Annotated in this window: 29 protein-coding genes; 19 read left to right on the top strand and 10 right to left on the bottom strand. The window is 69.4% G+C overall.

Annotated elements, in window-relative coordinates:
* Nucleotides 1-18 precede the first annotated feature (18 nt).
* Nucleotides 19-1,182, bottom strand: coding sequence for a helix-turn-helix transcriptional regulator (locus J2W78_RS19005; protein WP_253373045.1), 1,164 nt, complete (start codon nt 1,180-1,182; stop codon nt 19-21).
* Nucleotides 1,183-1,562: 380 nt separating this feature from the next.
* On the opposite strand from J2W78_RS19005, the gene J2W78_RS19010 reads away from it, so the two are divergent.
* Complete coding sequence (locus J2W78_RS19010) at nt 1,563-2,294, top strand: MBL fold metallo-hydrolase (RefSeq protein ID WP_253373047.1); 732 nt, start codon at nt 1,563-1,565, stop codon at nt 2,292-2,294.
* A gap of 25 nt (nt 2,295-2,319) precedes the next feature.
* Here the strand turns inward: J2W78_RS19010 and J2W78_RS19015 are convergent, their stop codons facing one another.
* On the bottom strand, nt 2,320-2,628 hold the full coding sequence (locus J2W78_RS19015) for an alkylphosphonate utilization protein (protein WP_253373049.1): 309 nt from the start codon (nt 2,626-2,628) through the stop codon (nt 2,320-2,322).
* 205 nt (nt 2,629-2,833) lie between these two features.
* Here J2W78_RS19015 and J2W78_RS19020 point away from each other — a divergent pair, with 205 nt between their 5' ends.
* Nucleotides 2,834-3,388, top strand: a complete 555-nt coding sequence (locus J2W78_RS19020; protein WP_253373051.1) for a DUF2059 domain-containing protein — start codon at nt 2,834-2,836, stop codon at nt 3,386-3,388.
* Nucleotides 3,389-3,394: 6 nt separating this feature from the next.
* On the opposite strand, the gene J2W78_RS19025 is transcribed toward J2W78_RS19020, so the two are convergent.
* Genes J2W78_RS19025 through hemA form a run of 3 tightly spaced genes read right to left on the bottom strand, consistent with a single transcriptional unit; the run spans nt 3,395 to nt 5,853 of the window.
* Nucleotides 3,395-3,862 (bottom strand): hypothetical protein, encoded by a 468-nt coding sequence (locus J2W78_RS19025; RefSeq protein WP_253373053.1) that lies wholly within the window; start codon nt 3,860-3,862, stop codon nt 3,395-3,397.
* On the bottom strand, nt 3,859-4,425 hold the full coding sequence (locus J2W78_RS19030) for a hypothetical protein (RefSeq protein ID WP_253373054.1): 567 nt from the start codon (nt 4,423-4,425) through the stop codon (nt 3,859-3,861). Before J2W78_RS19030 ends, J2W78_RS19025 begins: the two co-directional genes overlap by 4 nt.
* Before the next feature lie 39 nt (nt 4,426-4,464).
* A complete protein-coding gene (gene hemA, locus J2W78_RS19035; RefSeq protein ID WP_253373056.1) occupies nt 4,465-5,853 on the bottom strand; it encodes a 5-aminolevulinate synthase in 1,389 nt (462 codons plus the stop codon).
* Between the two features lie 573 nt (nt 5,854-6,426).
* On the opposite strand from hemA, the gene J2W78_RS19040 reads away from it, so the two are divergent.
* Nucleotides 6,427-6,576, top strand: a complete 150-nt coding sequence (locus J2W78_RS19040) for a hypothetical protein (protein WP_253373058.1) — start codon at nt 6,427-6,429, stop codon at nt 6,574-6,576.
* A 317-nt stretch (nt 6,577-6,893) separates the two neighbouring features.
* Nucleotides 6,894-8,183, top strand: a complete 1,290-nt coding sequence (gene murA, locus J2W78_RS19045) for a UDP-N-acetylglucosamine 1-carboxyvinyltransferase (protein WP_253373059.1) — start codon at nt 6,894-6,896, stop codon at nt 8,181-8,183.
* 93 nt (nt 8,184-8,276) lie between these two features.
* Here the strand turns inward: murA and J2W78_RS19050 are convergent, their stop codons facing one another.
* Nucleotides 8,277-8,657 (bottom strand): hypothetical protein, encoded by a 381-nt coding sequence (locus J2W78_RS19050; RefSeq protein WP_253373061.1) that lies wholly within the window; start codon nt 8,655-8,657, stop codon nt 8,277-8,279.
* Nucleotides 8,658-8,962: 305 nt separating this feature from the next.
* Here J2W78_RS19050 and J2W78_RS19055 point away from each other — a divergent pair, with 305 nt between their 5' ends.
* The 4 genes from J2W78_RS19055 to J2W78_RS19070 all read left to right on the top strand — a co-directional run bounded on the left by J2W78_RS19055 (nt 8,963) and on the right by J2W78_RS19070 (nt 12,221).
* Complete coding sequence (locus J2W78_RS19055) at nt 8,963-9,418, top strand: DUF2948 family protein (protein WP_253374087.1); 456 nt, start codon at nt 8,963-8,965, stop codon at nt 9,416-9,418.
* A gap of 31 nt (nt 9,419-9,449) precedes the next feature.
* Complete coding sequence (gene hisD / locus J2W78_RS19060; protein WP_253373063.1) at nt 9,450-10,745, top strand: histidinol dehydrogenase; 1,296 nt, start codon at nt 9,450-9,452, stop codon at nt 10,743-10,745.
* Nucleotides 10,746-10,915: 170 nt separating this feature from the next.
* Nucleotides 10,916-11,440, top strand: a complete 525-nt coding sequence (locus J2W78_RS19065; RefSeq protein WP_253373065.1) for a UPF0262 family protein — start codon at nt 10,916-10,918, stop codon at nt 11,438-11,440.
* Nucleotides 11,441-11,747: 307 nt separating this feature from the next.
* Nucleotides 11,748-12,221 (top strand): low molecular weight phosphatase family protein, encoded by a 474-nt coding sequence (locus tag J2W78_RS19070; RefSeq protein WP_253373067.1) that lies wholly within the window; start codon nt 11,748-11,750, stop codon nt 12,219-12,221.
* Nucleotides 12,222-12,421: 200 nt separating this feature from the next.
* Here the strand turns inward: J2W78_RS19070 and J2W78_RS19075 are convergent, their stop codons facing one another.
* Nucleotides 12,422-13,252, bottom strand: a complete 831-nt coding sequence (locus tag J2W78_RS19075) for an FTR1 family iron permease (RefSeq protein ID WP_253373069.1) — start codon at nt 13,250-13,252, stop codon at nt 12,422-12,424.
* A 453-nt stretch (nt 13,253-13,705) separates the two neighbouring features.
* Here J2W78_RS19075 and J2W78_RS19080 point away from each other — a divergent pair, with 453 nt between their 5' ends.
* From J2W78_RS19080 to J2W78_RS19095, 4 genes are all read left to right on the top strand, one after another.
* Nucleotides 13,706-13,951: a hypothetical protein gene (locus tag J2W78_RS19080; protein WP_253373071.1), complete on the top strand. Its 246-nt coding sequence runs from the start codon at nt 13,706-13,708 to the stop codon at nt 13,949-13,951.
* Nucleotides 13,952-14,122: 171 nt separating this feature from the next.
* Nucleotides 14,123-14,560: a hypothetical protein gene (locus J2W78_RS19085; RefSeq protein ID WP_253373073.1), complete on the top strand. Its 438-nt coding sequence runs from the start codon at nt 14,123-14,125 to the stop codon at nt 14,558-14,560.
* A gap of 105 nt (nt 14,561-14,665) precedes the next feature.
* A complete protein-coding gene (locus J2W78_RS19090; protein WP_253373074.1) occupies nt 14,666-15,562 on the top strand; it encodes a GGDEF domain-containing response regulator in 897 nt (298 codons plus the stop codon).
* 194 nt (nt 15,563-15,756) lie between these two features.
* Nucleotides 15,757-16,452, top strand: coding sequence for a response regulator transcription factor (locus tag J2W78_RS19095; RefSeq protein WP_253373076.1), 696 nt, complete (start codon nt 15,757-15,759; stop codon nt 16,450-16,452).
* A gap of 60 nt (nt 16,453-16,512) precedes the next feature.
* On the opposite strand, the gene J2W78_RS19100 is transcribed toward J2W78_RS19095, so the two are convergent.
* Entirely contained in the window at nt 16,513-17,928 is a 1,416-nt protein-coding gene (locus J2W78_RS19100; protein WP_253373078.1) for a cytochrome ubiquinol oxidase subunit I, read from the bottom strand.
* Nucleotides 17,929-18,095: 167 nt separating this feature from the next.
* Between J2W78_RS19100 and J2W78_RS19105 the strand changes: the two genes are divergently transcribed.
* The gene (locus tag J2W78_RS19105) at nt 18,096-18,554 is read left to right on the top strand and encodes a hypothetical protein (RefSeq protein ID WP_253373080.1); all 459 of its coding nucleotides are present in this window, start codon (nt 18,096-18,098) and stop codon (nt 18,552-18,554) included.
* Between the two features lie 7 nt (nt 18,555-18,561).
* On the opposite strand, the gene J2W78_RS19110 is transcribed toward J2W78_RS19105, so the two are convergent.
* Nucleotides 18,562-19,764: a DNA topoisomerase IB gene (locus J2W78_RS19110; RefSeq protein ID WP_253373083.1), complete on the bottom strand. Its 1,203-nt coding sequence runs from the start codon at nt 19,762-19,764 to the stop codon at nt 18,562-18,564.
* Nucleotides 19,765-19,847: 83 nt separating this feature from the next.
* Between J2W78_RS19110 and J2W78_RS19115 the strand changes: the two genes are divergently transcribed.
* The 6 genes from J2W78_RS19115 to J2W78_RS19140 all read left to right on the top strand — a co-directional run bounded on the left by J2W78_RS19115 (nt 19,848) and on the right by J2W78_RS19140 (nt 24,873).
* Nucleotides 19,848-20,996: a glycosyltransferase family 4 protein gene (locus J2W78_RS19115; protein ID WP_253373085.1), complete on the top strand. Its 1,149-nt coding sequence runs from the start codon at nt 19,848-19,850 to the stop codon at nt 20,994-20,996.
* Nucleotides 20,997-21,027: 31 nt separating this feature from the next.
* Nucleotides 21,028-21,336 carry a hypothetical protein gene (locus tag J2W78_RS19120; protein ID WP_253373087.1) on the top strand — a complete coding sequence of 103 codons (309 nt, stop codon included), beginning with the start codon at nt 21,028-21,030 and terminating at the stop codon, nt 21,334-21,336.
* Nucleotides 21,337-21,400: 64 nt separating this feature from the next.
* Nucleotides 21,401-22,051, top strand: a complete 651-nt coding sequence (locus tag J2W78_RS19125) for a class I SAM-dependent methyltransferase (RefSeq protein ID WP_253373089.1) — start codon at nt 21,401-21,403, stop codon at nt 22,049-22,051.
* Between the two features lie 78 nt (nt 22,052-22,129).
* The gene (locus J2W78_RS19130; RefSeq protein ID WP_253373091.1) at nt 22,130-23,380 is read left to right on the top strand and encodes a NupC/NupG family nucleoside CNT transporter; all 1,251 of its coding nucleotides are present in this window, start codon (nt 22,130-22,132) and stop codon (nt 23,378-23,380) included.
* 75 nt (nt 23,381-23,455) lie between these two features.
* Complete coding sequence (locus J2W78_RS19135) at nt 23,456-23,782, top strand: hypothetical protein (protein ID WP_253373093.1); 327 nt, start codon at nt 23,456-23,458, stop codon at nt 23,780-23,782.
* Between the two features lie 107 nt (nt 23,783-23,889).
* Nucleotides 23,890-24,873: a hypothetical protein gene (locus tag J2W78_RS19140; RefSeq protein ID WP_253373095.1), complete on the top strand. Its 984-nt coding sequence runs from the start codon at nt 23,890-23,892 to the stop codon at nt 24,871-24,873.
* A 39-nt stretch (nt 24,874-24,912) separates the two neighbouring features.
* On the opposite strand, the gene J2W78_RS19145 is transcribed toward J2W78_RS19140, so the two are convergent.
* Complete coding sequence (locus J2W78_RS19145; protein ID WP_253373096.1) at nt 24,913-25,212, bottom strand: hypothetical protein; 300 nt, start codon at nt 25,210-25,212, stop codon at nt 24,913-24,915.
* Between the last annotated feature and the right edge of the window lie 297 nt (nt 25,213-25,509).

Consider the following 25,509-nt stretch of genomic DNA (forward strand, 5'->3'; position numbering starts at 1 on the left):
CGACCGGCGCATCGGCCGTTATTCGTGCAATCCCGACCCGGCGCCCCGGCCGGCGAGGAGGCCGACGAGCTCGGCTTGGCGCGACACGCCGGTCTTCTGAAAGATGCGCCTGAGCACGGAACGGGCGGTGCTGGGGGTGATCCCGAGCTTGGCCGCGGCCGGCGCCGGGGCATCGCCTGCCCCGATCAGGGCGGCGAGCCGGGCCTCGGCCGGGGTCAGGTCGAACAGCCCCTGGACCACGTCCGCGCTCGGCACGTCCTGCGCCACGACGGGCGTGGCGATCAGCACGAAGCGAGCGCGGACGAACACGTCGTGGGCCGCGCCGCGGATCGGCACAAGATGCAGGATCACCGGGGGACGCTCGCCGCTGGCGGCGATCGGGATCGAGCGCACCGGCATCGCCTGCGGCTGAGCGGATTGTGCCACGGCTTCACGCAGCAGCCGGTCGGCGGCCGGATCGACCACGGCGAGCCGCAAGGGCTGGTCGCTCAGGGTGTGGGGCATCATCGCCACCAGGGAGGGATTGGCGTCGATGACCCGCCCGCCGCTTCCGAGCACGGCCGCCGGCAGGCCGAGCGCTTCGAGCGTCCGGGTCGTGGTGGTCACCCTTTCCATTTCCAGGCGCGCGGAGAGCAGGGCGGCCCGTGCGAGATGGGGGCGCAGGCCGTTGAGGGCGGAAAGCACCTGCGGGCCGAAATCGCCCTCGGCGCGGGCGCGCTCGCAATGGACGATCACGCTGTCGCCGCTCGGCACGAGGACGGTCGTCGCGGTGCCCGCACCGTAACCCCGTGGGATCAGGAAGTCCTGATAGAGCGGCAGCGTCGCGATCTCCTCCTCCGTCACGACGTCGAGGTCGGTGAGAAAACCGGGATGGCGCAACGCCAGAAGCCGCTCCGTGCGGACGTTGCCGGGAAAACGCAGATGTTCGTTCACCACGGCGTCGAACTCGGGCGAGGTCGTCACGAAGTCGCGATAGTGCGTCCCGGTCGAAACAATCATCACCGCCTCCGGCGCGCCGGCGAAGCGGGCGAGTTCGATCAGAACCTCGCGCCACAGCTCGGGCAGGGCCGCCGCCTCGTAGATCCGGTCGATCAGGGCTGCGCCCTCGTCCGACAGAATGGCGGCCGGCTCGATCGCGGCCGAGCGGATGGCAGCGGGAAAGGGGTGGGAATGGATCGTCATGAAGCCGGCGAGAACAACGGAACGAACGCGATCGCGCGGCCTGAATTTGGCACCTCCGCAAGCCACGGGATACTGCGCCCGGCTCACTGGACTAGTATTTTTCCGGATGTTGTTTCCAGAGAAGCAATTCCATGCCGCACAGCGGCAGCATCCACACCCTGCCGGAACGCGAAACTCAGTATGGAACGCCGAATTTGTCCTTTTCCAGCAGATTAACAAATGAAACGAAACCGGGCTCTCGGGACAGTACACCTGCCTCTCACCGAGACGCGGGAGACGCCCGCCGATGAATGAGCGCGATCAATGTCGACCGGAGATGATTGATCGCGGCGCCCAGTGACCGAGATCCCTGCCGGGATCGAAAGCAGGGAGAGTGAACCATGCGGCTCCAAGTTCTCGGTTGCGGAGACGCGTTCGGCTCGGGCGGGCGCTTCAACACCTGCTTCCACGTCGATGCGTCCGGCGGCGCCTTCCTCATCGATTGCGGCGCTTCCGCGCTCATCGCGATCCGGCGCTTCGGCGTCGAGCCGAACCGCATCCGCACGGTGTTCCTCACCCATCTCCACGGCGACCATTTCGGCGGCCTGCCCTGGCTGATCCTCGACGGGCAGCTCGTCAGCGGCCGCATGGAGCCGTTGACCGTGGTCGGGCCACCGGGCACGGCGACGCGCCTTCCGGCGGCGATGGAGGTGCTGTTTCCCGGCTCCAGCACGGCCGAGCGCCGGTTCTCCGTCGAGGTCGTGGAGATGGAAGCCGGGCGCCCGGTCGAGACCGGGGGCGCGCGTGCCACCGCCTTCACCATGTGCCACCCCTCCGGCGCACCCGCGCACGCCCTGCGGATCGAGGCGGCGGGCAAGGTCGTCAGCTATACCGGCGACACCGAGTGGGTGGAGGACATCGTCGCGGCGGGACGCGGGGCGGACCTGATGATCGCCGAGGGCTACACCGTGGAGCGTCCGGTCAAATTCCACCTCGATTGGGCGACGCTGAAGCGGCGCCTGCCCGAGATCGCCCCGAAGCGGCTGATGCTCACGCATATGAGCCCGGAGATGATCGCGCACCCGCCGGACGGCTACATCGCGGCCGAGGACGGGCTCGTCGTCACGCTTTGAGCCCGCCCCGTTTCGCTCCGCGCGATCAGCGCTTGCGCACGAATTCCGTGCGCAGGACGAGGCCCTTGATGCTGTCGTGGCGGCAATCGATCTCCTCCGGATCGTCCGTGAGGCGGATCGACCGGATGACGGTGCCCTGCTTCAGGGTCTGGTTCGCGCCCTTGACCTTGAGATCCTTGATCAGGGTGACCGCATCGCCGTCGGCCAGGATGTTGCCTGCGGCGTCGCGGACGGCCGCCCGCGCATCCGGCGTCTCGGCCGCCGCCGCCGCGCCGGCGGGGCGCCATTCGCCGAGCGCTTCGTCGTAGATGTAGGTATCGTCCGTATCCGGCATCGTCTGGCTCCCCGCGGTCACGCCGCCGTGAGCGCGGCCATAGCGGTGCCTCAGGCCGGCCGACAAGCGCGTTGCGGGCATGGCTCCGAACCGACTACCGTTGCGGGAGTTGGCGCCGGGTGCTCCAAGGATCACCGTTGCCTGCGCGTCGTCCCGCTCGGCTCGACAGCCCGACCCCATGCTCACGACCGGAAACACTCCGACCATGCGCCAGAAAATGCTCTCCGGATTGCTGGGCCTCGGCCTGCTCTGCACGCCGGCCCTCGTCGCCGGCACCGTTCCTGCCGCGGCGCAGGCGCCCGCCAAACCCGCCGCCCCGGCCGTCACCGCCGATCCGGAGCGCTTGGCCGCCGCCCGCGAGGTCGTCGCCGCGTCGCAGGGAGACCGGGCCGCGGTGCTCGCGGCGATGAAGGCACCGATGGCCGGGGTGATGCAGCAGATGGGTCTCACGGACCCGAAGAAGGCCCAGGTGATGGTGGACGAGGTCGTCATGCCCACGCTCTCGGAGAATTACGACGACCTGCTGGCGATCCAGGCCCTCTCCTTCGCCTCCGTCCTCTCGAAGGAGGATCTGAAGGCGGTGGCCAGCTTCTACGCCACGCCGGCGGGCAAGAACCTCGTCAAGGCGCAGCCGCAACTGAGCCAGGCGATGCTGACGGGCATGCAGCAATGGATGGGCACGCTGCTGCCGCAGCTCAAGGAGAAGGTCGAGAAGGCCGCCGCGGCGCATGGCTGGTCGAACGAGGTCAAGCGGCGCTGAGACCCCTCACCGCTCCGGCTCGAACAAGGCCGTGGCTGCGGGCCCCTGCGGAAAGGTCAGGGGCATCCGGACCACGCCGCGGTGATAGGGGAAGCGGGCGCGCTGGAGCGGGTCCGGCCCGGTAAAGATCAGCCGCGGTCGGAACGAGACCGGGCTGACGCAGAGCAGGTAATTGCGCAGGTTGCGCTCGTCGGGCACGAACATGGCCTTGTCGAGGTAGCGGGCCTCGTGCCGCACCCAAGGCGGAATGAACGGCAACCGCCAGCGCCGGGCGAGGTGCTCGCCGACCCCGCCGAGGAAGGCATCGGGCCGCGCGTCTCCCAGAAAGCCCGGATCCTCGGCGATCATCGCCCCCTGGGCGGCGGTGTCGCCGTCGAGCGCGTAGAAGGCATCGAGGAAGTTCTGCAGGTGGTGATCCCAGTCGCCATCCGCGCGCGCCCTCTCGACCACCGCGCGCAAGGTGACGGGCCTCATTGCGGGCCATCCTGAAGCACCGACCGGAAGCGCAGGCTCGCCTCGTCCGGGGGCGCCTCGTCGTAGACGGACACGTAGAGGTCATGCAGCGCGGCCACCTCGCCGATGCCGAGATGGGCGGCCAGGGCCTGCGCATCCCGCAGGTCGCGTTCGCCGCGATCGAGATTCTGCAGGGCGTGCAGCTTCATGGCGAGAAGGTAGCGCGGCGCGGCGAGAAAGGTGCGCAGACCCGGTGTCCCGTCGGCCGGATAGAGGCCGGCGGCCGTGAACAGGGCCTCGTCCTCATCCAGCGGCGTGAACATGCCGACCGCATTGTTGAGCCAATCGGGCTGCAACCCGAGTTCTTGCGCCACGCGCGCGACCGAGGGCGCCAGAGCCGCCTCGTCGAAGCCTTCGCGCACCACCGCATCCACATCGTCGGTGCCGCGCCGCCACGCGAATTGCAGCATCAGCGCCCCGCCGCCGTACACGGCCAGTTCGACGAACAGCCCCCGCGCGGACAGATCCGCGCCGAGCCGTTCGAAGGCCTGGAGGAGGCGGGTACGATCGAAGGCTGGGGCCATGCAGACAGTGTAGCCGATGCCGCGGCCTTCGTGAAAAGGCTACTCCGCAGCGGCGGCGAACACCGTGCCGGCCCGCGGCAGATCCAGCGTATCCCAGGTTTCCACCAGCGCGGCCGTCAGCGCACCGATCCGCTCGTCGTCGTGGAAGGGCGAGGGCGTGATCCGCAAGCGCTCGGTGCCGCGCGGGACGGTGGGGTAGTTGATCGGCTGAATGTAGATGCCGTGATGCTCCAGCAGGTGGTCGGCAGCCGCCTTGCACAGCTCGGCGTCGCCCACCATCAGCGGCACGATGTGGGTTTCGGTGTGCAGCACCGGCAGGCCGGCGGTCTCCAGGGCCGCCTTGGTGCGGGCGGCCTGGCGCTGATGCGCCTCGCGCTCGAGCTTCGAGCGCTTGAGGTAGCGCACCGAGGCGCGCGCCGCGGCGGCCACAGCCGGCGGCAGGGCGGTGGTGAAGATAAAGCCGGCCGCGTGGCTGCGGACCGCGTCACACAGGGTCGCCGAACCGGTGATGTAGCCGCCGACGCAGCCGAAGCCCTTGGCGAGCGTCCCCTCGATCACATCGACCCGGTCCATCACCCCGTCACGCTCGGCGATGCCGGCGCCGCGCTCGCCGTAGAGGCCGACCGCGTGGACCTCGTCGAGATAGGTCATGGCGCCGTAGGCATCGGCGAGGTCGCAGATCGCGGCGATCGGCGCGATGTCGCCGTCCATCGAGTAGACCGACTCGAAGGCGATCAGCTTGGGCCGGTCGCCGGCCTCGGCGAGCAGTTGCTCGAGATGCTCGAGGTCGTTGTGGCGGAAGACGCGCTTCTCGCAACCGGAATGGCGCACGCCCTCGATCATCGAATTGTGGTTGAAGGCGTCCGACAGGATCAGGCAGTTCGGCAGCAGCTTGGCAATGGTCGAGATGCCGGCCTGATTCGAGACGTAGCCCGAGGTGAAGACGAGGCCCGCCTCCTTGCCGTGCAGGTCGGCGAGTTCGCGCTCCAGATCGACCAGCGGCGAGTTGTTGCCGGCGATGTTACGGGTACCGCCGGCGCCGACGCCGCAGCGGGCGGCCGTGTCGGTCAGGGCCGCGACGACCTCGGGGTGCTGACCCATGCCGAGATAGTCGTTGGAGCACCACACCGTGATCTCGCGGTTGCCGCCCTCCGGGCGCCGCCAGGTGGCTTGCGGAAAGCGGCCGGAGATCCGCTCGATGTCGGCGAAGACGCGGTAGCGGCGCTCGCTGTGCAGCCGGTCGAGGGCAGCACGGAAATGGCCGTCGTAATCCGTGCGCGGGCCGGCGGGGCGGACCGGCGACCGCTCGAATTTGGCCCGGCCATTGCTAGCACCGGCCTCGTCCACGCCGCCATCACCGCCGACGATCGACTCGTCGGGCAGGGTGGCGCTGTCGGCCGCGTTCACAGGCATCAGGTTCACGGGCATCCGTCCTCGACGCTTTCGGCTGGCCGGGCGTTCTTCTTGGGACGCCTCGGTTCAAAGAATTCGGGTCCGAGCCCTACCCCGGAGAGCGTGGCCGAACCGTTCGCGGCCGGGGCGGTGGTCTCCCGAGGTTCAGCCCCCAGGGAGCGGCACGGCCTTCGCCGTGCGTCATCGTCCGACCGGCGGCTTTCGCATCCCGTCCGGGACGAGTCCCGCGCCGATGCTGCCGTGAGCGCAAGATAGGAGGTTATTTCGAACTGGTTCAAGGTGAGTTCGAGACATTCCTGCTTTGCACAGGCTCGAAGGGACCTGCGATCTTGCCCGTATCCAGGCGCCAACATGGAATGTTCGCCCTGAGGATGCCGTCCTGGCGCGGCTTTGTGCATCGCTTGCGAGAACCGATGCCCGCTGATTCGGCTTGGGTGACGATGGGTCGCGGCGCGGAGCAAGGCCCGTGCGGGGCGGCCGATGCGCTGGCGAAGGGGACGAAATCGGGATACGGCCTTTGCCCATAACGGCCGAACGCGCACCGGCATGACGGGCGCTCCGCCGGGTGAAATCGTTTCGGAACGCGAGATGGCGACCAAGGACGAGGAGCGCGCCGCCCGCCTCAAAGCGGCCCTGCGCGACAACCTGCGCCGCCGCAAGGCACAGGCCCGGAGCCGGGCCGACGACGCCCCCGAACCCACGAAGACGCAGCCGACCGAACCGGCCGAGAAGAGTTAGCGCATCGTCCCAAAAGGTGGTCCCCGGCTTTCGAAAAAAGACGATGCAAAAATAGAAGGCTCGAGTATCGGCCCGGATCCGATATCCAGGACGATGATTTCGCGCCCGTCGCCCGGCCTGCCGCCCAGTCTGCCGCCAGCCTGCCGCTCTTGCACCCATCGAGGGAGCGATGCTCCGGGCGCGGAATGGAACCGAACGGCCACGCTTCTTCTTTTTGCCGGATACCGCCTATACCTCCACCCTGAACAAGGGGCGCCTGCGCGCCCGGCACGCAAGGCGACCTCCGCGATCGGAACGGGGGTGCTCCGAGGATCCCGATGGACCGCATCCACATCACCGGCGGCACGCCGCTCAACGGCACGATCCCGATTTCGGGCGCCAAGAACGCGGCGCTGCCGCTGATGATCGCGAGCCTTCTCACCGGGGAGACGCTGGAACTCATCAACGTGCCGCGGCTCGCCGACATCGCGGCGCTGACGCGCATTCTCGGCAATCACGGCGTCGATCACATGGTCGTCGGCAAGCGGCCGGGGCAGACCGCCGAGACCGGCCAGACCGTCCGGCTCACCGCCTCGAACGTCATCGACACCACCGCGCCCTACGAACTCGTCTCGACCATGCGGGCGAGCTTCTGGGTGATTGCGCCGCTGCTCGCCCGCTTCGGCGAGGCCAAGGTATCGCTGCCCGGCGGCTGCGCCATCGGCACCCGGCCGGTCGACCTGCTGCTCATGGCCCTGGAGAAGCTCGGCGCCGAGATCGAGATCGACGGCGGCTACGTGGTTGCGAAGACGAAGAACGGGCTGCGCGGCGCCGAGATCGACTTCCCCAAGGTCACGGTCGGCGGCACCCACGTCGCCCTGATGGCGGCGGCCCTGGCCTACGGCACCACGGTGATCGACAACGCCGCCCGCGAGCCGGAAGTCGTCGATCTCGCCGAGTGCCTGATCAAGATGGGTGCGCGGATCGAGGGTGCGGGCACCTCCCGCATCGTTGTGGAGGGCGTGGCACGCCTCGGCGGCACCCGCCACGAGGTGCTGCCCGACCGGATCGAGACCGGCACCTACGCCATGGCGGTGGCGATGACCGGGGGCGACGTCTCCCTCGTCAACACCCGGACCGACCTGCTGGCCTCGGCTCTCGAGACCCTGGCCTCCACCGGCACCGAGATCACGGCCCTGCCCGACGGAATCCGGGTGCGCCGGAACGGCGGCGGGATCAGCCCGGCGGACGTGACGACCGATCCGTTCCCCGGCTTCCCGACCGATCTCCAGGCCCAGTTCATGGCGCTGATGACGCTGGCCAAGGGCCAGTCGCGCATCCGCGAGACGATCTTCGAGAACCGCTTCATGCACGTGCAGGAGTTGGCCCGCCTCGGCGCGCGGATCCGCCTCGACGGCGATCTCGCCATCGTCGAGGGCGTGGAGCGCCTGAAAGGTGCGCCCGTCATGGCCACTGACCTGCGCGCCTCGGTCTCACTGGTGATCGGCGCCCTCGCGGCGGAGGGCGAGACGCAGATCAACCGCGTCTACCACCTCGACCGCGGCTTCGAGGCCCTGGAGGCCAAGCTCGCCCGCTGCGGCGCGCAGATCGAGCGCGTGCGGGCCTGAAGGCGCCCGGCGCCGATCTTCCGCTCGGCTCCAAAAGAAAACGGCCTGCACCGCACGGTGCAGGCCGATCCTGTTCGGACGATCCCCGAGGGGTCAGCGAGCGATGGCGCCGCGCTTCACGCCGAAGCCGGGGATATCGCAGGCGCAGGGCGCGTTCGGCGGCGCGAAGCCCGTCGCGCAGCTGCCGCGGGCGGTGATGCAGACGCTGCCGCCGCGTCCGCCGCGGGGCGGACCCCGGAAGCGCGGACCGTCGTCGTCATCGTCGAAGCGGCGGCGACGGCCGTCATCGTCGCCGTAGCGGCGCCGACCGTACCCCTCGTCGTCGCCACGGGAGCGGCGGCTGTAGCCGTCATCGTAGCGGCGCGGACCGTCATAGCCGTCGCGATAATACTGGGCGCTCGCCGGGCTCGCCACGAACCCGAGGGCCAGAACGACCCCCAAGGTGCGCCCCATGGCCAGAACTCCGTTTTGCATCGTCCGCATCCCCTCCGGATGACTTGGAAAAGTCACGCTGACCGTAGCCATGCGCTCATGAACGCACGATGAGCCCAAAAGAGCCGCGCCCCCGCAATCCACCCTCGAACACGGCGCTCGGTGGCGCATCGGGCACGGCACGCGGTCCCGTCCGGGGTGCTCTCTCGGGTGCCGAGCCGGCCTCCCGGTCGCGGAAGCGCGCTGTGACCCGTCCGGCTGCCGGTTGCCGCAGGCGGGTCGCGTCGCTACCTACGCCTCGAAATCCGCTTCCCGCGCGTTCGGTCGGGGAGCCCGGAGCGTCAATGATGGAGCTTCTCAAGCTCGCCGCCCTCGATGCCGAGGATCTTGCCGTCATCTCCGCCCACCTTCAGGACGCGATCCTGCGGGCGGAGGATCTCGCATGGCTGCCGGGCGAGCACCGCTTCGCCCTGGCGGCGCGCCGTTTCGACTGGTCGGTGTCGCCGGGCCAGCCGCCTCGGCGCCGCCTCTCGGGCCTGCATTTCGAGCGCGTGCTCTCCGTGAAGGCCAAGGGCATCACGCCGGGGGCGACCTCCGGCGATCCCCTGAGCCTTCTCGCGATCACCTTCGAGGAAACCGAGGCACCCTCCGGCATCGCCACCCTGGTCTTTTCCGGCGGGGCCGCGATCCGGCTCGAACTCGAATGCGTCGAGGTGCGCCTGAAGGATCTCGGCCCCGTCTGGGAGGCCGATGGCCGCCCCGACCACGAGGCCGTGCGCAACCTCGTCGAGAACCGCCCGTGACCCCCCGCCCCCGAACCGCCGATATCGCCCGATGATCCGTCTCGACAGCCGCTCTCCCGATTTCGCGGAGGCGTTCAAGCGCTTGCTTGGCCTCAAGCGCGAGATCTCCGAGGATGTGGACGAGACCGTGCGCGGGATCATCGCGGGGGTCGTCTCCGGCGGCGACGCGGCGCTCGTCGATTACACCCGCCGCTTCGACCGGCTCGGCCAGGATTTCTCGCCGGCCTCCCTGCGCATCACCGCCGAGGAAGTGGAAGCGGCGGTGGCCGCCTGCCCCCCTGAGGCCCGCGCCGCCCTGGCTCTCGCGGCCGAGCGGATCGAGGCCTATCACCGCCGCCAGATCCCCGAGGACCACCTCTCCACCGACGATCTCGGCGTCACCGCCGGCTGGCGCTGGACCGCGATCGAGTCGGTCGGGCTCTACGTGCCCGGCGGCACCGCAAGCTATCCTTCCTCGGTGCTGATGAACGCGGTGCCGGCCCGCGTCGCGGGCGTGCCACGCATCGTCATGGTGGTGCCGACGCCCGAGGGGCAGCTCAACCCGCTGGTGCTGGCCGCAGCATCGCTCTCCGGCGTCAACGAGATCTACCGCGTCGGCGGGGCGCAGGCGGTGGCCGCGCTCGCCTACGGCACGGAAACCATCGCGCCGGTGGCCAAGATCGTCGGCCCCGGCAATGCCTGGGTCGCGGCGGCCAAGCGCCGGGTGTTCGGGCAGGTCGGCATCGACATGATCGCCGGCCCTTCCGAAGTGCTGATCCTGGCCGACCGTCACGCCAACCCCGATTGGATCGCCGCCGACCTGCTGGCCCAGGCCGAGCACGACACCGCGGCGCAGGCGGTGCTCGTCACCGATTCGGACGAACTCGCCGACGCGACCGAGGCCGCGGTCGAGCGTGCGCTGGCGACCCTGAAGCGCGCCGAGATCGCCCGCGCCAGCTGGCGCGATTACGGCGCGATCATCCGCGTCCGGGATTTCGACGAGGCGGTGCCGCTGGTCGATGCCATCGCGCCCGAGCATCTCGAGATCGAGACGGAGGACGCCGAGGCGTTGTCGCTCAAAATCCGGAACGCGGGGGCGATCTTCCTCGGCGCGCACACGCCCGAAGCCATCGGCGATTATGTCGGCGGGCCGAACCACGTGCTGCCGACGGCCCGTTCGGCGCGGTTCTCCTCGGGACTCGGGGTGCTCGACTTCATGAAGCGCACCTCGATCCTGCGCTGCGATCCGGCCGCGCTGCGGGCGCTCGGGCCCGCCGCGATCGCCCTGGGCGAGTCCGAGGGTCTCGACGGGCATGCCCGCTCCGTGTCGATCCGGCTCAACCTCTAGAGGATCGTCCCGAAAGGTGGTTGCCGGCTTTCGGGACGATACACGAGGGGTCGGCGGGAACCACGTTTCGGATCGATCGCCCGGAGAGCTTGCGTGCGGGCCCGGCTTTCGGCTCATGTGACGGAAACAGGGCGCCCGGATTCGGGTGCCGACGCGAGAAGGCGCCGGCGATGAAGGCCGAAGCGAACCAGGGGGCGCAAGACGCGCAGGGCGAGGCACCGGCGAAGCCGCGAAATCGGCTCGCGGCAGTGCGTCTCGACGAGGGCTCGATCGGCCGGGGCAACCCGGACCAGGAGCACGAGCGCGCCATCGCCATCTACGACATTCTGGAGGAGAACTCCTTCACGATCCCCGAGCGCGACGAGGGCCCGTACGGGCTGGACCTCGGCCTCGTCGAGAACAAGCTGTCCTTCGCGATCGCGACCGAGGCGGGCGAGCCGGTGATGACCCACCTGCTCTCGCTCACTCCCTTCCGCCGGGTCATCCGCGATTACGAGATGATCTGCGAGAGCTATTACAGCGCGATCCGCACCGCCTCGCCGACGCAGATCGAGGCGATCGACATGGGGCGGCGGGGCCTGCACAACGAAGCGTCCGAGCTGCTGCGGCAGCGCCTCGAAGGCAAGGTCGATCTCGACCATGATACGGCGCGGCGCCTGTTCACCCTGATCTTCGCCCTTCACTGGAAGGGCTGACGATCGCGGCTTTATCCTGCCCGAAGGTGGAGCGCCCGGCAGAACGATCCGCTTTCGGGAATTCCGGGGCGGATCTATATCAGCGTGTGCGCGAGCACCTCATGAAACGCCCGATCCGTGGTGCATCGGCGCAAGTCGGCGTGGGCGTTTCGCGAGGGGTCACGGTGTTTGCATCGTCTTTTCCGACAAGCCGGCGCCCGTTCGGGACGATGCGCTCTGAGCGCTCCACGGGGTTTGCGGCCGTCGATCGCTCTTCTGCGGGCCTGACGGCGCGGCGGGGGTTTCGTGGGAAGCACCCGGGCGGGGCATGACGGACGACACGATTCCCGGGACCGGACCCAAGAAGCGGCGGGTTCAGTCCGTCCTGTTCATGTGCAACTTCAATGCGGTGCGCTCGCTGGCGGCGGAGGCGATCGCGCGCCATTACTTCGGCAAATCCACCTACGTGCAGTCCGCCGGCGTGCGCACGGGCGAGCCGAGCGATCCCTTCATGGTCGCAGCTTTGGACGAGATTGGCATCGACGCCTCCCGCCACAAGCCGCGCACCATAGAGCAGCTCGAGGATTGGGAGGGGCTGAACTTCGACCTGATCATCACCCTCTCGCCGGAGGCGCACCACCGGGCGCTGAAACTGACGCACACCCTGGCGGCGGATGTCGAATACTGGCCGACGCCGGACCCGACCCTGGTGCAGGATGGCACGCGCGAGCAGCGCCTCGACGGCTACCGCGATGTACGCGACGGACTGACCTACCGGATCAAGTCCCGGCTGAAGGTGTGATACGGTTTCCGCTTGATCCAAGCGGGGACCGGATCAGCAAGCCCGCGCGGCGCCTGAGCGAAGCCCAAATCCGCCATTCCGAAGGGATCAACCGGATCTGGTATGAGGGGCCTTTGACGGGGCCCTGAAACGAGAACACCGCCAATGGCGGCTGCGTGAAAGCAAAAGGGCTCCCCGAGCGAGGAGCCCTATCGCCGGGATCAGGACGCGGCCGAGACCGGCCGCCCCTCGCGCGCCTCGTTGCCGCCGCCGCCCTTGCGCCGGAGGCTGACGAGGGCCGCCGCAGCGGCCACGGCCAGGATCGCGAGCTGGGTGCCGAGCGCCTCCCAACTGCCGTTGCTCAGGCCCCATTCCGAGACGAAGGCGGGTACGCCGTCCGTGGTGAAGGGGATCAGCGCCTGCTCCTGAAGCTCCTGGAACGCTTGGCCGACCATCCGCAGGCCCATGAAGAACAGGAAGGCCGAGGTCACCACGAACATCGGGCGCAGCGGCAGGCGCAGCGCCAGCCACTGCATCGCCACGAACATCGCCACCAGCGCCAGGGTCGCCGTCGCGAGCCCGCCCAGCAACGCGGCATCGAAGCCGTTGGCGGTCTTGGCCAGGGTGTGGACGAACAGGATCGTTTCGGCGCCCTCGCGGAACACCGCCAGGAAGGCGATGCCGGCGAGCGAGAGCATGGTGCCCGCGCCGAGCGCCCGCTCGGCCAACCGGTTGAGATCCGCCTGCCACGCCTTCGGATCCTGGCGGACGAACATCCAGCCGCTCATGTAGAACAGCAGCACCGCGGCCGCGAGCATCACGACGGCCTCGAACAGGTCGCTGTGGTTGCCGTCGTAGAAGGTCGCGAACACCCACGCCATGACGATGCTGGCGACGATCGCCGCGAGCGCGCCCATGTAGACCGGCGCGATCCGCTCCGCCGCATTCGCACGGCGAAGGAAGGCAACGAGCGCCGCGATCACCAGCAGAGCTTCCAATCCCTCACGGAACAGGATGATGAAAGCCTGCACGAACGTTGATCCGTCCGTCATCCGATTGCTCCCGTTTCGATCGGCGGAACGCGCGTCCCGGCGAATTGTCTGCCTCAACGGCGAGGCCGCGCCGCGCGGCATCGCCAATACTTGTCACATTACAATGATGTTCTGATGCAAAACGCAGTTTGGAAACGTTCCTAACAAGAAGAGCGGCCCAGTTTCGGACGACGAAGCCCGATGTTTCGCTTCGCGTGCCAGTACAACCGTTTGCACCATTCTCGCAAGCATCGCACCGGGCACACGGGATCGCGCTCCGTCGCCGCAGGCAACAGCACGGACAACGCATGGAGACGGAGACAAATTTTTGCCGCTTTCCGGAAGGTCACGCGAAACCCAACGGCCACGTTGTGGATTGTTGATTCAATATGCGGCGGCGCCTGCACGGCGGGAGACCGGCCGCCCCGACCGAACCGTTGAAGCGCGCCCGCCGCGGCGCGCGGGCAGGATATCATGAACGCGCACTCCACCGCCGCGGCCGTCCTCGGCCTCGCCCTGATCGGCTTGACCGCGATGCCGAGCCTCGCTGCACCCGGCACGGGCCGCAGCACCACCCAGGTCGCCGAGGCCGCGCAGGTCTCCCAGGCGGCCGCGACATCGGAGAGCGACGAGGAGAGCGCCAACTGCAACAAGCAGCGCCGCCGCCTGTGGATCGAGGGCGAAGGCTGGATCGTCCGCCGCGTCACGATCTGCCGCTGAGCACCGAAACGACGACGACGCGCGCGAACGCCATCGGCCGGCGGAGCGCCCGTCTCAGCATTCTGCATCGGCTGGCGGGACGAGGGGGAGCGGAACGAGCATAGGCGCCGCCGATTTGGTTTCATGAATCGCGCCTGTTTCGCCAATGCGCCACCGGAGAAGCCTCGCCCCATGCGCCCAGCCCTCGCCGCCGGTCTCGCTACTCTGTTCGCCCTCGGCGCCGCCTCGGGCGCTGCCGCCGACCCCTACGTCTACGGGTATGGCGGTGGCGGATACCGCTTCGCCGGTCCGGCGATCGAGGGCGCCTATCTCGGCGCGCCGTTCACGCGCCTGCCCAGCACGAGCCGACTCGTGCCGCCGGCCTGGGGCTACGGCACCTACGGCATCCCCACCGCCGCCGGCATCCGCGACGCCCCCGCCGCGCGCCCGATCCTGACCGTGATCGAGCGGCCCGCTCCCACCCGTCTCCGCCCCGCAGCCCGGAGACACGGCGCCCGCGTCCTCTCGAAGGATTCCAAGGGCGTCTGGACCGATCCGGCACCCCGCTCCGAGGTCGAGGAGAGCGGCGCCCAGGTGGTGTCGGTCCGGTTGCCGACCCGTACCCGGTAGGGCCTTTCCCGGAGCAGCGCCTCCCTTCCTCAGCGCGCTACGGAGTCTAGACGGCCCTTTAACCTGTCTTGCGCACAATCTCCGCCGGTCAGCGGGGGTAGAGCCGTGCACATCGTCATCGTGGATTCGAGCCGCGTCGTCCTGCGGATCGTGGCCGGCATGCTCGAACCGCGGGGGCATGTGGTGACACAGTTCACGGATTCCGGTGAGGCGCTGACCTACATCACCGACAATCCGAAGGTCCGTGCCCTGATCACCAGCCTGGAAGTCCGTCCGCTGAGTGGATTGGAGCTGTGCTGGTCGGCCCGCCTGCTGTCCGAATCGAGCCGTCCGCTCTCGATCATCGCCATGTCCTCGGCCCGAAACGCCCGCAACCTCGCCGAGGCTCTCGACAGCGGCGCCGACGACTTCATCGACAAGCCGCCGGGCGCCGAGGAATTGCAGGCGCGGCTGCGGGCGGCCGAGCGCCTCACCACGCTCCAGAGCGACCTGATCCGGCTTGCCGAGACCGATTCGCTCACCGGCCTGCTCAACCGCCGCGCCTTCCTCCGGCGCACGCGCGAGGCCGCCCAGAAGGCCGGGTCGTTCGGGCATCTCTGCGCCGTGATCCTCGACATCGACCATTTCAAGCGCATCAACGACGAGCACGGCCACGATGTCGGCGACGCGGCGATTAAAGCGGTGGCGGGACTGATCGAGGCGGAGGGCATTGCCGGGCGCCTGGGCGGGGAGGAGTTCGCGGTGGTGCTCGCCGGTCAGCGCCTCGCGGAGGCCGAAGCGATCGCCTCCCGCCTGCGCCTCAAGACATCGGATCTCCGCATCCGCTCGACCAAGGGGCCGGTGCGCCTCACCTGCAGCTTCGGCGTCAGCGAATGGTCCGAGGGCGAGACGGTCGAGGGCCTTCTGAAGCGGGCCGACATCGCCCTGTACGAAGCCAAGACGACGGGCCGCGATCGCGTGGTCTCGGCGATGTCCGACCTCATCCTCTCCCGGACGGCGTGAGACGTTCGCAGCCCGGCGGCCTGGCCGCCGCGGGTAAGGTGACCGCTTCGTCCCGAAGCGGGACGGTGATCGCCGGACGGCTCCGCGAGGGAACGTTTCGGGGCAGTAAAGCCCCCTAAACCGCTGGAACGACTCTTGTTCTTCTCCATCCGCACAAGCCGCACCGTTCTGCGGCGGGACGAGAGGGGAGCGGCATGAGTCAGGCCGTCAAGCACACCGCCAGCCACACGGCGGGCCGGGCTGTCGAGCTTTTGATCGTCGATGAGCCGTCGGGGCTCGACGAACGGATGCGCGCCGAGCTGGAGCATGCGCCGGCCCTACGGACCATCGGCGAGGACGATCTGGCCCGCGGCGGTCCGGTGCCGGCCGTGGCGCTGGTCCCGGTGGACGGGGCGCAAGCGGAGGCCGGCTGCGCGCGGATCGCGGCCTTGCGCGACGGGCGGCCCTGGCTGCGGGTGCTCGCGGTGTTCCGGACCCTCGACGCGCCGGCGATGAACCGGCTGATCGCCGCCGGCGCCGACGCTTTCATCGGCTGCGGAACCCCGGCGGACGAGGTCTGCGCCAGCGTGCTCGCCCTCGCGAAGGGCACATCGCCCGCGTCGTCGTCCGCCCGCCCGGCCGCCGAGGATTCGGCCATCGGGCTCACCCCGCGCGAGGCGGAGGTTCTACGCTTCCTCAGCGCCGGCTTCAGCAACAAGGAAGTCGCCCGGCGGCTCTCGCTGAGCGTCCGGACGGTCGAGACCCACCGGCTGAACCTGCGCCGCAAGACGCAGACCGGTCGCCTCAAGGATCTCGTCACCCTCGCACGCCAGCTCGGTCTCGCCCCGGTGCTCGACACCGAGACGCCGCGCAGCCCGACACGCCACACCGCCCACGCCGCCCGAGCCTGAAGGCCCAGGTCCGACGCACCATTTTCCGAAGCGCCGGCCGGCCTTTGATGGGAATGCGCTCTAGATCGAGCGCGGCTCCAGCTTCTCGTCCAGCGCCGAGAGGGGACGCTTCGGCTTGCGGCCGACATCTTCGCCGCGCACCGAGGGCTCGAACGGCTCGGGGCCTTTGCGCAGCAGCTTCGCGAGATAGTAGCTGCCGAAGCCGAAGATGATCGCGTAGGCGACGACGAAGGCGATGAGCGAGGTCGTCACCGCCTGGGCCGTCAGCGGCGAGTGGGCATCCGCCGTCTTGAGCTGACCGTAGACGATGTAGGGCTGTCGCCCGATCTCGGCGGTGAACCAGCCGAAGATCACCGCGCCGAAGCCCGAGGGCGTCATCAGCATGGCGCAGGTGAGGAAGACGCGGTTCGTGAACAGCGTACCCTTCCAGCGCAGATACAGGCTCCACAGGCTGAGGAGGAGCATCGCCATGCCGATCGCGACCATGGCGCGGAAGGCATAGAACACCGGCCAGACCGGCGGGCGCTTGTCCGGCGTCACGTCTTTCAGGCCCGGCACCACGCCGGAGAAGTCGTGGGTGAGGATGAACGAGCCGAGGCGCGGGATGCCGATCTCGAAGTCGTTGCGCTCGGCCTCCATGTTCGGGATCGCGAACAGCAGCAGCGGCATGTTGGCCTGGGTGTCCCAGTTCGCCTCGATCGCCGCGAGCTTGGTCGGCTGGTGCTTGAGCACGCCGAGGCCGTGGGTGTCGCCGACAAAGATCTGGATCGGCGTGAAGATCAGCGCGAACCACAGGGCCATGGAGAGCGAGACCCGGGCCCCCTGAACCTTGGCCGGCGGCTCCTTGCGGGCGCGCAGGATCATCCAGGCCGCCATGCCCGAGACCGCAAAGGCGGTGGTGAGGAAGCAGCCGAGCACCATGTGCGCGTAGCGGATCGGGAAGCTCGGGTTGAAGATCACCTGCCACCAGTCGGTGGCCACCGCACGGCCGTTCTCGATCGTGAAGCCCGCCGGCGTCTGCATCCAGGAATTGGCCGAGAGGATCCAGAAGGCGGAGATCAGCGTGCCGAGCGAGACCATGCAGGTCGCCAGGAAGTGCAGCCGGTCACCGACGCGGTCCCAGCCGAACAGCATGATCCCGAGGAAGCCGGCCTCCAGGAAGAAGGCGGTGATGACCTCGTACTGGATCAGCGGGCCCAGCACGTTGCCGGTGAAATCGGAATAGCGCGACCAGTTCGTGCCGAGCTGGTAGCTCATCACGATGCCCGAGACGACACCGAGGCCGAACGAGACCGCGAAGGCCTTCACCCAGAACCGGTAGAGCATCCGGTACATCGGGTTCCTCGTCCACAGCCACTGCGCTTCGAGCCGCACGAGGAAGGCGGCGAGACCGATGGTGAAAGCCGGGAAGATGATGTGGAAGGCCATCGTGAAGCCGAACTGGATGCGCGAGAGCATCAGGGCGTCGAGTTCCATCGCGTCACCTTCCTGACCGTGGCGTCACCGCGGCTCGCGGGGCGGCGGCTGTCGTGCCGTACGGCGAGCTGCGCCAATTCATCCATCAACCGGTCTCGGAGGAGGCCGGTTCTCCGCACGCATCGATTGGGCGGATCGAGCGATACCCGAATCTGCGCGGGCGCAGCGTGGCGAGCGAACCCTGGTTCCGGAATGCGATCCGCTTGGCCGGCGGCGACGACTACGTTCCGGGCGAGATTCGGTGCGAGGCGCAGCTCGGCGGTGGGCAGGTCGCGACCTATGCCGCCGGGATCTACGAGTCGGGCGGTGGGCCGGCCTGCGGTGTGCTGTCGATCCACTTCGATTGGGATGCGCAAGCGAAGTCCATCGTCGAAGGCGTGCGGATCGCCGGGGAGGATCGGGCACGCACCCGCGTGGTGCTCGTCGATGCACAACGTCGCATCCTCGCCGCCTCCGACGGCAAGGGCGTCCTCACCGAGACGCTCGACGTGGACCTGAACGGGCGGGAGAGCGGCATCGTCCGCGATGCCCGGTCCGGCACCGTCACGGCCTTCAACCGCACGCCGGGCTACGAGACCTATCGCGGGCTTGGCTGGTACGGAGCCATCGTCCAGAGCGGCACCTGAAGACGTCTCACGCCGCCCGTCGGCCTCCGGACGTGCGCTTCGTGCCGGTCGCCCTCGCCTTGCGGCCTCCGGTCTGGCGCGGCGGCTCGATCTTTGTCGTGCTCTCGATCTTCTTGCCCTTGGAGGCGGCCTTCGTCGCCTGTTCCAGCCGCCCCCGCAGCAGGCTCAGCACGGCCGCCTCCTCCGGGCGCAGCACGCCGAGACTGTTCTTGAGTTCGCCCTCGACCGCGTCCTTGACCTGCAACAGCATCCCGCCTTCGAGGTAGCAGTCGAGGATCTGCGGGTGGATGTAGCACTTGCGGCAGATGGTCGGCGTGTTGCCGAGCCGCCCGGCCACGGACTCGATCGCAGCGCGCAGGTTCTTCTTGGCCCCCGCCGCGCTGTCGAATGCCTCGAACTCCCGCAGTGCCAGGGCCGCGAGCACGGTGCCCGCCCAGGTGCGGAAATCCTTGGCCGTGAAATCCTCGCCCGTGATCTCGCGAAGATACGCGTTCACATCCGAGGAGGTGACGTCGCGCCGCTCGCCCTCTTCGTCGAGATACTGGAACAGCTCCTGGCCGGGCAGATCCTGGCAGGCCTTGACGATCTTGGCGACGCGCCGGTCGCGCACCGAGACCGACCATTCCTTGCCGCTCTTGCCCTTGAAGCGGAAGCGCATCTCGGAGCCCGCCACCTTCACGTGCGGATCGCGCAGGGTGGTGAGGCCGTAGCTCTTGTTCGAGCGGGCGTAATCGTCGTTGCCGACGCGGATCAGCGTGGTCTCCAAGAGGTGGACCACGGTGGCGAGCACCTTCTCGCGGGGTAGGCCGCGCTTGCCCATATCGGCGTCGATCCGCGCGCGGATGCCCGGCAGCGCCTCGGCGAAGGCCATGATGCGGTGGAACTTCGAGGCCTCCCGCGCCTCGCGGAAGCGGGGATGGTAGCGGTACTGCTTGCGCCCCTTCTCGTCGCGCCCGGTCGCCTGGATGTGGCCGTTCGGGTGCGGGCAGATCCACACCTCCGTGTAGGCCGGCGGGATCGCGAGGCTTTTCAGCCGGGCGATCTCCTCCGCGTCGCGGATCGCGGCCCCCTTCGGGTCGATGTAGCGGAAGCCCTTGCCGTTGCGCTTGCGCCGCAGGCCGGGCTTCGAATCGTCCACGTAGCGCAGGCCCGCATCCCGCGCGGCCTCGCGGGGATCGACCACGCCACCTCCGGCCTCGTCCGACAGCATGACGCCCTCCCTCATTTGTAGGGCGACAACGGGGTGGAAGGCGGCGCTGTTCCGGAGCGGGGGCCGTGCTATGGCCACGCACGATGACCACCTCAACAGCCTCTTACGCCGGCAAAAGCCTCGTCTTCGTCGTCACCGAGGACTGGTTCTTCGCCTCGCACTTCCTGCCGATGGCCCGCGCTGCCCGGCAGATGGGACTCTCGGTCGCGGTGGTGACGCGGGTGCGCGCGCACCGCGCCGTGATCGAGGCCGCCGGCATCCGCGTCGTTCCGCTCGAAGCGGAGCGCTCCAGCCTCAACCCGATGACGGCGGGCTACGCCGCGGGCCAACTCGCGGGCATCCTGAAGGCACTCAAGGCCGATATCGTCCACTGCGTCGCGCTGCGCGGCATCCTCGTCGGCGGCACCGCCGCGGCGATGGCCGGCATCCCGCGCCGTGTCTTCGCGCTGACCGGACTCGGCCTGCTCGGCGCCCGCGCGGACGCGACCGGGCGGCTGTCGCGGCTTGCCCTGAAAGGGCTGATCCGCGGCCCGCTGGCGAGCCGGCAGACCCGCTTCCTGTTCGAGAACGCGGACGACGCCCGCGCGCTCGGCCTCGACCCGTCCGACACCGCCGTGACACTGATCGGCGGTGCGGGCGTCGATCCAGACGCCTTCGCGCCGCGCCCGCTCCCGCCGCCTTCGCCGCTGAAGGTCGCCATCGTCGCGCGGATGCTGTGGTCGAAGGGGATCGATGTCGCGGTCGAGGCGGTGCGCCGAGCCCGCGCCGGGGGTGCGGCGGTGGAACTCTCGCTCTACGGCGCACCCGACCCGTCGAACCGCCGGGCGATCCCCGAGGCCACCTTGCGGGACTGGTCGCGCGACGGCGTGACGTGGCACGGACCGACCGGGGACGTGGCCGGCGTGTTCGCCGCCCACCATGTCGGCGCCCTGCCCTCCCGCGGCGGCGAGGGGTTGCCGCGCACGCTGCTGGAAGCGGGTGCGTGCGGCCGGGCCATCCTCACCACCGATGTGCCGGGCTGCCGCGACCTCGTGCGCGACGGTGTCGAGGGCCTGCTCGTTCCGCCGGGCGACGCCGCCGCGCTCGCCGCGGCACTGACCCGGCTCGCCGCCGACCCTGCGCTCGTCGCGCGGATGGGTGCGGCGGCGCGGTCGCGCATCTTTGAGGGCGGCTACACGGAAGCCGCCGTCGCCGGGACGGTGGCCGGGCTCTACGCGGAGCTGCTGCGATAGACATCGGAGAGAGCGGGACAGGGAGGCTTCGATGACCGAACCCGCCGGCCGGCGCAGCCTCGACCAGCTCATCGCGCGCGACGCTCCGGCTTGGCCGCCCGTCCTGTCCTGGGCGGCCGATCCTGACGCCAAGCCGAGCCGCTGCTTCCTCGGCGACACGCGCGCCTTCTACGCCGACTTCTCTGAGTTGTGCCGCTGGGACGAGCGCCCCTTCCCCGGCTTCGATGAGGCCTTTTCCTTCTATCCCTTCCCCTGGTCGGCGGAGGCCGGCAGCGGCGTCAGCCGCCGGGCCGTGCCGATCGACGAGGTCTGGCGCCTCAAGTCCGAGCTTGCGGACTGATGCGGATCGGCCTCCCCTCGCTTTTCCCGTGCCGTTCCAGGCCTCTTCCCACTGGGTCGATTCCGTGACGCCCGTTCGCGATCCCGTCCGCTTCATCCGCGAACACACGGCCCTGCGCCCGGTGCCGCATGCCCCCGAGATCGTCCTGCACGTCGCCGACGAGGCGACCGCGCTGTGGCAGAAGACCGAGGACGAGTTGGAGGCGATCGGCTTGCCGCCGCCATTCTGGGCCTTCGCCTGGGCCGGGGGACAGGCGCTCGCCCGCTACATCCTCGACAACCCCGCCACCGTGGCGGGGCGGCGGGTGGTCGATTTCGCCTCGGGCTCCGGGCTCGTTGCCATCGCCGCCGCGATGGCCGGCGCGGCCCACGTCACCGCGAGCGACCTCGACCCCTTCGCGCTCCACGCGATCCCGCTCAACGCGGCGGCCAACGGGGTGGCGGACCGCATTACGGCGGACGGCAGCGACCTCATCGGCACGGATGCGGCCTGCGTGCTGGCCGCCGACATCTTCTACGAGCGCGACCTCGCCGCCGCGGTCGGCGGCTGGCTCGGCGACCTGCATGGGCGAGGACGCACGGTCCTCATCGGCGATCCCGGCCGCAGCTACCTGCCCCGCGAGCGGCTCATGCCGCTCGTGACCTACGAGGTTCCCGTCACGCGGTCGCTGGAGGATGCCGAGATCAAGCGATCCTCGGTCTGGCGCTTCGCCTGATACGGCACCGCTTGCTGCGCTGGCCCGGATCGCGCATCCGCTGGAAAGCCCTCATTCTCTCCCCGCCCGGTTCGAAAAATGCTCGACAGGTTGTTCCATGCCGGCGCGAGCGTTGCCCTGCTGCTGGCCGTGGCGTGGCTGTTCTCGGTGAACCGGCGGGCGATCCGGCCGCGGGTGGTGCTCGCCGCCCTGGCGCTTCAGGTCGGGATCGGCGCGCTGATTCTGCTCGTGCCCGCCGGGCAGCGAGCGCTCGGCGTGGTGGCGGATGTCGTCACCACCGTGCTTTCCTTCGGCGACAGGGGCACCGCCTTCCTGTTCGGCGGCCTCGTCGAGCCGCGAATGTTCGAGCTGTTCGGCGGCTCGGGCTTCATCCTGGCCCTGCGGGTGCTGCCGCAGATCCTCTACGTCTCGGCCCTGATCGGCGTGCTCTACCATCTCGGAGTGATGCAGGCGCTGGCACGCGTCCTCGGCGCGGGGTTGCGAAAGCTGCTCGGCACCTCGGCCATCGAATCCTTCTCGGCGGTCGTCACCATCTTCATCGGGCAGAGCGAGATCGCGGTGGCCCTGCGCCCCTTCCTCGCGGCGCTGACCGGGGCCGAGCTGTTCGCGGTGATGACGAGCGGGGCGGCCTCCACCGCCGGCTCGATCCTCGCCGGATACGCGGCACTCGGCGTGCCGATGCCATATCTGCTGGCCGCCTCGTTCATGGCGATTCCCGGCGGGCTGCTTTACGCCAAGATCCTCGTGCCCTCGACCGAGCCGACGCGCATCCTCACGACGCGGGTCGAGTTCGGCGAGGCGCGCGCAGCCAACGTGATCGAGGCCGCCGCCGACGGCACGCAGAAGGGTCTCGGCGTCGCCGTCGCGGTCGGCGCCATGCTGATCGCCTTCGTCGGGCTGATCGCGCTCGTGAACGCCGCCATCGGCTGGGCCGGCGGCGTGTTCGGGTTCGCCGGCCTCTCGATCGAGGGCATTCTCGGCGTCGTGCTGGCGCCGCTCGCCTGGCTTCTCGGCGTGCCGTGGGAGCAGGCGACGCTCGTCGGCGGCGCCATCGGCCAGAAGATCGCCTTCAACGAGTTCCTGGCCTATGCCAGCCTGTCGCCAACGCTGAAGGCCGGCACCCTCGACCCGCGCACGAGCGCGATCCTGTGCTTCGCGCTCTGCGGCTTTGCCAACCTCGCCTCGGTGGCGATCCAGCTCGCGAGCTTCACCAGTCTCGCCCCCGAGCGCCGGCCCGAGATCGCCCGGTTCGGCCTGCGGGCGATCCTGGCGGGCACGCTCTCGAACCTCACCAGCGCCGCCATCGCCGGACTGTTCATCACCGGGTGAAACGCCGGGCCGGCGATATCCGGCGAACCTTTCGGCCTGCCCCGTCATTCTGAGAGGATGGAGAACGCGCACGACATGGAACAGGCCCGAGCCACGCCGAACCCGGCGCAAGTCACGGCGCGGGATTGGGACGAGCGGGTCGACCGCGCCAGCCGGAAGCTTCCCGAGCGGGTGCAGCGCGGGGTGGCGTGGCTGCGCGAGCCGGCGCGCTTTCCGGTGCGGCTGCTCGCCGCGATCCTGCTGATCCTCGGCGGCATCTTCTCGATCCTGCCGGTGCTGGGCCTGTGGATGCTGCCGCTCGGCCTCGCGCTGCTGGCCCAGGACGTGCCCGGCCTCAAGGTGCCGATGGAGAAATCCGCCCGCTGGATCGAACGGCAATGGCGGCGCTGGCGCGGGAAATAATCCCTGCTTCTGCCTCGGCGTTCTGCCGCGCTTGACAGGATATCCGCGGCGGACGACCCATCGCGGATGGGCCTCAGCCGAGAAGGGCTCTTCGGAGACAACTTGTGATGCCGTTGCGTCTGTTCTCCCGCGGGTTCGCCGCCGCATTCCTTGCGGCGACCGTGCTGGCGGGGGCCGCCTCCGCCCCCGTGTCGCCGGCGCGTGCCGAGGACGCGATTTTTCCACCGAGTTCACGGTTCGGCTTCAAGCCCCCATCGGACATGACGATCTCGAAGCGCTTCACCGGCTTCGAACGGCTCGGCGGCGGGGCGATGCTCTCCGTGGTGGAACTGCCGGCCGGTGCCTATCCGGAACTCAAGCAGAGCTTCACCGACGAGAACCTCAAGACGCAGGGCCTCGTCGTCCAGACCCGCGAGCCGGTGACCCTCGATGGCGGGGCCGAGGGCGTGCTGTTCACCGGTGAGCAGACGGCTCCCGACGGGCAGGGCACGCCCGCCGCGCGCAAGTGGCTGCTGATCGTCGGCGCCCCGGAGGTGACCGGCATCATCATCGCCCAGGCCGCCGTCGATGCGGAGACCGACGAGTCGATGCGCGGCATGCTCACGGGCCTGCGCATCCGCGGGGCGCTGTCCCTCGACCAGCAGATCGCCGCCCTGCCCTTTCGCCTCAGCGACCTCGCGGGCTTTCGCCCGGTGCGGGCGCTGGCCGGCAATTCCGTGCTGCTGACCCTCGGCCCGCGCGATCAGGTCACCAACCTGGAACAACCGATCCTCGTGGTCGCCCAGGCGGTGCAGCAACCGACGCCCCAGGAGCAGCGCGACGGCTTCGCCCGCGCCTCGCTCTACGCCAACCAGACGATGAAGGACTTCGTCATCGAGCGCTCGCAGAGCTACCGCCAGAACGGCATCGATTGGCACGAGATCGTGGCGCGTGCCCTCGACATCCCCTCGAGCCAGCCGGTGGTGGTCTCGCAGACGATCCGCTTCAACCCGGACGGCTACATCCGCGCCGTCGGCGTCACCCGCGCCGACCAGCGCGAGCAGATGCTGCCCCTGTTCCGCCAAGTGGTGGACAGCCTGCAACTGCGTTGAAATCCGCTCCTCCCCGCCAGGAAGAGGAGCGGATCCACCTCACTCGCAGACGCGCACGCGCCGGACGTAGATGTCGCCGTAGGGGTCGATGGTCTCACGGCGCTCGAAGTGACAGATCGGGCCCTCGACATAGACCGGCCGCGGGGGCGCCCGGTAGACCGGCTGGCCGGGATAATAAGGGTCGCTGGCGCCTGCGATCGCACCGCCGACGGCAAGGCCGCCGAGCACGCCGAGCGCCGCCGCGCCACCCGCACCGATGCCGTCCCGCGCCTGGGCGGCGGGTGCCGTGCCGAGCGCCAGGGCGCCCGCCACCACGCCCCCGAGAAGGATGCCCCTCATCGTCGAAACTCCTCAGAATCGCGCCCAGCGGCGCCATCGCGTTGCTGCCCGGCAGCGCGGCCGGAACCTGCGGCTCGAGCGTGACGCTGCCGAGTGAGGAGAAGAGCCCCGGTTTGAGGCCAATCTTCGGCAAGCCGGAACCCGCGCGGCGCACCGGGCCCCGCCCCTCTCATGAGTGCCCGCCAAACCCTTCCCGTCCCGTTTCCTTGCGCACCGGCCCCAAATCGTTGCAGAAGTGCGCGCCGTCCCGGACGTCTTCCGCGCCCTCACCGGACCGCCGCCCAGGCGATCCTTCGA

It is taken from the genome of Methylorubrum extorquens (assembly GCF_024169925.1).
GTDB classification, from domain to species: Bacteria; Pseudomonadota; Alphaproteobacteria; order Rhizobiales; family Beijerinckiaceae; genus Methylobacterium; species Methylobacterium extorquens_A.

What these genes read in the sequence shown, in the direction of transcription:
- J2W78_RS19005 (WP_253373045.1), bottom strand. Translation starts at nt 1,182, where the DNA reads ATGACGATCCATTCCCACCCCTTTCCCGCTGCCATCCGCTCGGCCGCG.
- J2W78_RS19010 (WP_253373047.1), top strand. Translation starts at nt 1,563, where the DNA reads ATGCGGCTCCAAGTTCTCGGTTGCGGAGACGCGTTCGGCTCGGGCGGG.
- J2W78_RS19015 (WP_253373049.1), bottom strand. Translation starts at nt 2,628, where the DNA reads ATGCCGGATACGGACGATACCTACATCTACGACGAAGCGCTCGGCGAA.
- J2W78_RS19020 (WP_253373051.1), top strand. Translation starts at nt 2,834, where the DNA reads ATGCGCCAGAAAATGCTCTCCGGATTGCTGGGCCTCGGCCTGCTCTGC.
- J2W78_RS19025 (WP_253373053.1), bottom strand. Translation starts at nt 3,862, where the DNA reads ATGAGGCCCGTCACCTTGCGCGCGGTGGTCGAGAGGGCGCGCGCGGAT.
- J2W78_RS19030 (WP_253373054.1), bottom strand. Translation starts at nt 4,425, where the DNA reads ATGGCCCCAGCCTTCGATCGTACCCGCCTCCTCCAGGCCTTCGAACGG.
- hemA (WP_253373056.1), bottom strand. Translation starts at nt 5,853, where the DNA reads ATGCCCGTGAACCTGATGCCTGTGAACGCGGCCGACAGCGCCACCCTG.
- J2W78_RS19040 (WP_253373058.1), top strand. Translation starts at nt 6,427, where the DNA reads ATGGCGACCAAGGACGAGGAGCGCGCCGCCCGCCTCAAAGCGGCCCTG.
- murA (WP_253373059.1), top strand. Translation starts at nt 6,894, where the DNA reads ATGGACCGCATCCACATCACCGGCGGCACGCCGCTCAACGGCACGATC.
- J2W78_RS19050 (WP_253373061.1), bottom strand. Translation starts at nt 8,657, where the DNA reads ATGCAAAACGGAGTTCTGGCCATGGGGCGCACCTTGGGGGTCGTTCTG.
- J2W78_RS19055 (WP_253374087.1), top strand. Translation starts at nt 8,963, where the DNA reads ATGGAGCTTCTCAAGCTCGCCGCCCTCGATGCCGAGGATCTTGCCGTC.
- hisD (WP_253373063.1), top strand. Translation starts at nt 9,450, where the DNA reads ATGATCCGTCTCGACAGCCGCTCTCCCGATTTCGCGGAGGCGTTCAAG.
- J2W78_RS19065 (WP_253373065.1), top strand. Translation starts at nt 10,916, where the DNA reads ATGAAGGCCGAAGCGAACCAGGGGGCGCAAGACGCGCAGGGCGAGGCA.
- J2W78_RS19070 (WP_253373067.1), top strand. Translation starts at nt 11,748, where the DNA reads ATGACGGACGACACGATTCCCGGGACCGGACCCAAGAAGCGGCGGGTT.
- J2W78_RS19075 (WP_253373069.1), bottom strand. Translation starts at nt 13,252, where the DNA reads ATGACGGACGGATCAACGTTCGTGCAGGCTTTCATCATCCTGTTCCGT.
- J2W78_RS19080 (WP_253373071.1), top strand. Translation starts at nt 13,706, where the DNA reads ATGAACGCGCACTCCACCGCCGCGGCCGTCCTCGGCCTCGCCCTGATC.
- J2W78_RS19085 (WP_253373073.1), top strand. Translation starts at nt 14,123, where the DNA reads ATGCGCCCAGCCCTCGCCGCCGGTCTCGCTACTCTGTTCGCCCTCGGC.
- J2W78_RS19095 (WP_253373076.1), top strand. Translation starts at nt 15,757, where the DNA reads ATGAGTCAGGCCGTCAAGCACACCGCCAGCCACACGGCGGGCCGGGCT.
- J2W78_RS19100 (WP_253373078.1), bottom strand. Translation starts at nt 17,928, where the DNA reads ATGGAACTCGACGCCCTGATGCTCTCGCGCATCCAGTTCGGCTTCACG.
- J2W78_RS19110 (WP_253373083.1), bottom strand. Translation starts at nt 19,764, where the DNA reads ATGCTGTCGGACGAGGCCGGAGGTGGCGTGGTCGATCCCCGCGAGGCC.
- J2W78_RS19115 (WP_253373085.1), top strand. Translation starts at nt 19,848, where the DNA reads ATGACCACCTCAACAGCCTCTTACGCCGGCAAAAGCCTCGTCTTCGTC.
- J2W78_RS19120 (WP_253373087.1), top strand. Translation starts at nt 21,028, where the DNA reads ATGACCGAACCCGCCGGCCGGCGCAGCCTCGACCAGCTCATCGCGCGC.
- J2W78_RS19130 (WP_253373091.1), top strand. Translation starts at nt 22,130, where the DNA reads ATGCTCGACAGGTTGTTCCATGCCGGCGCGAGCGTTGCCCTGCTGCTG.
- J2W78_RS19135 (WP_253373093.1), top strand. Translation starts at nt 23,456, where the DNA reads ATGGAACAGGCCCGAGCCACGCCGAACCCGGCGCAAGTCACGGCGCGG.
- J2W78_RS19140 (WP_253373095.1), top strand. Translation starts at nt 23,890, where the DNA reads ATGCCGTTGCGTCTGTTCTCCCGCGGGTTCGCCGCCGCATTCCTTGCG.
- J2W78_RS19145 (WP_253373096.1), bottom strand. Translation starts at nt 25,212, where the DNA reads ATGAGGGGCATCCTTCTCGGGGGCGTGGTGGCGGGCGCCCTGGCGCTC.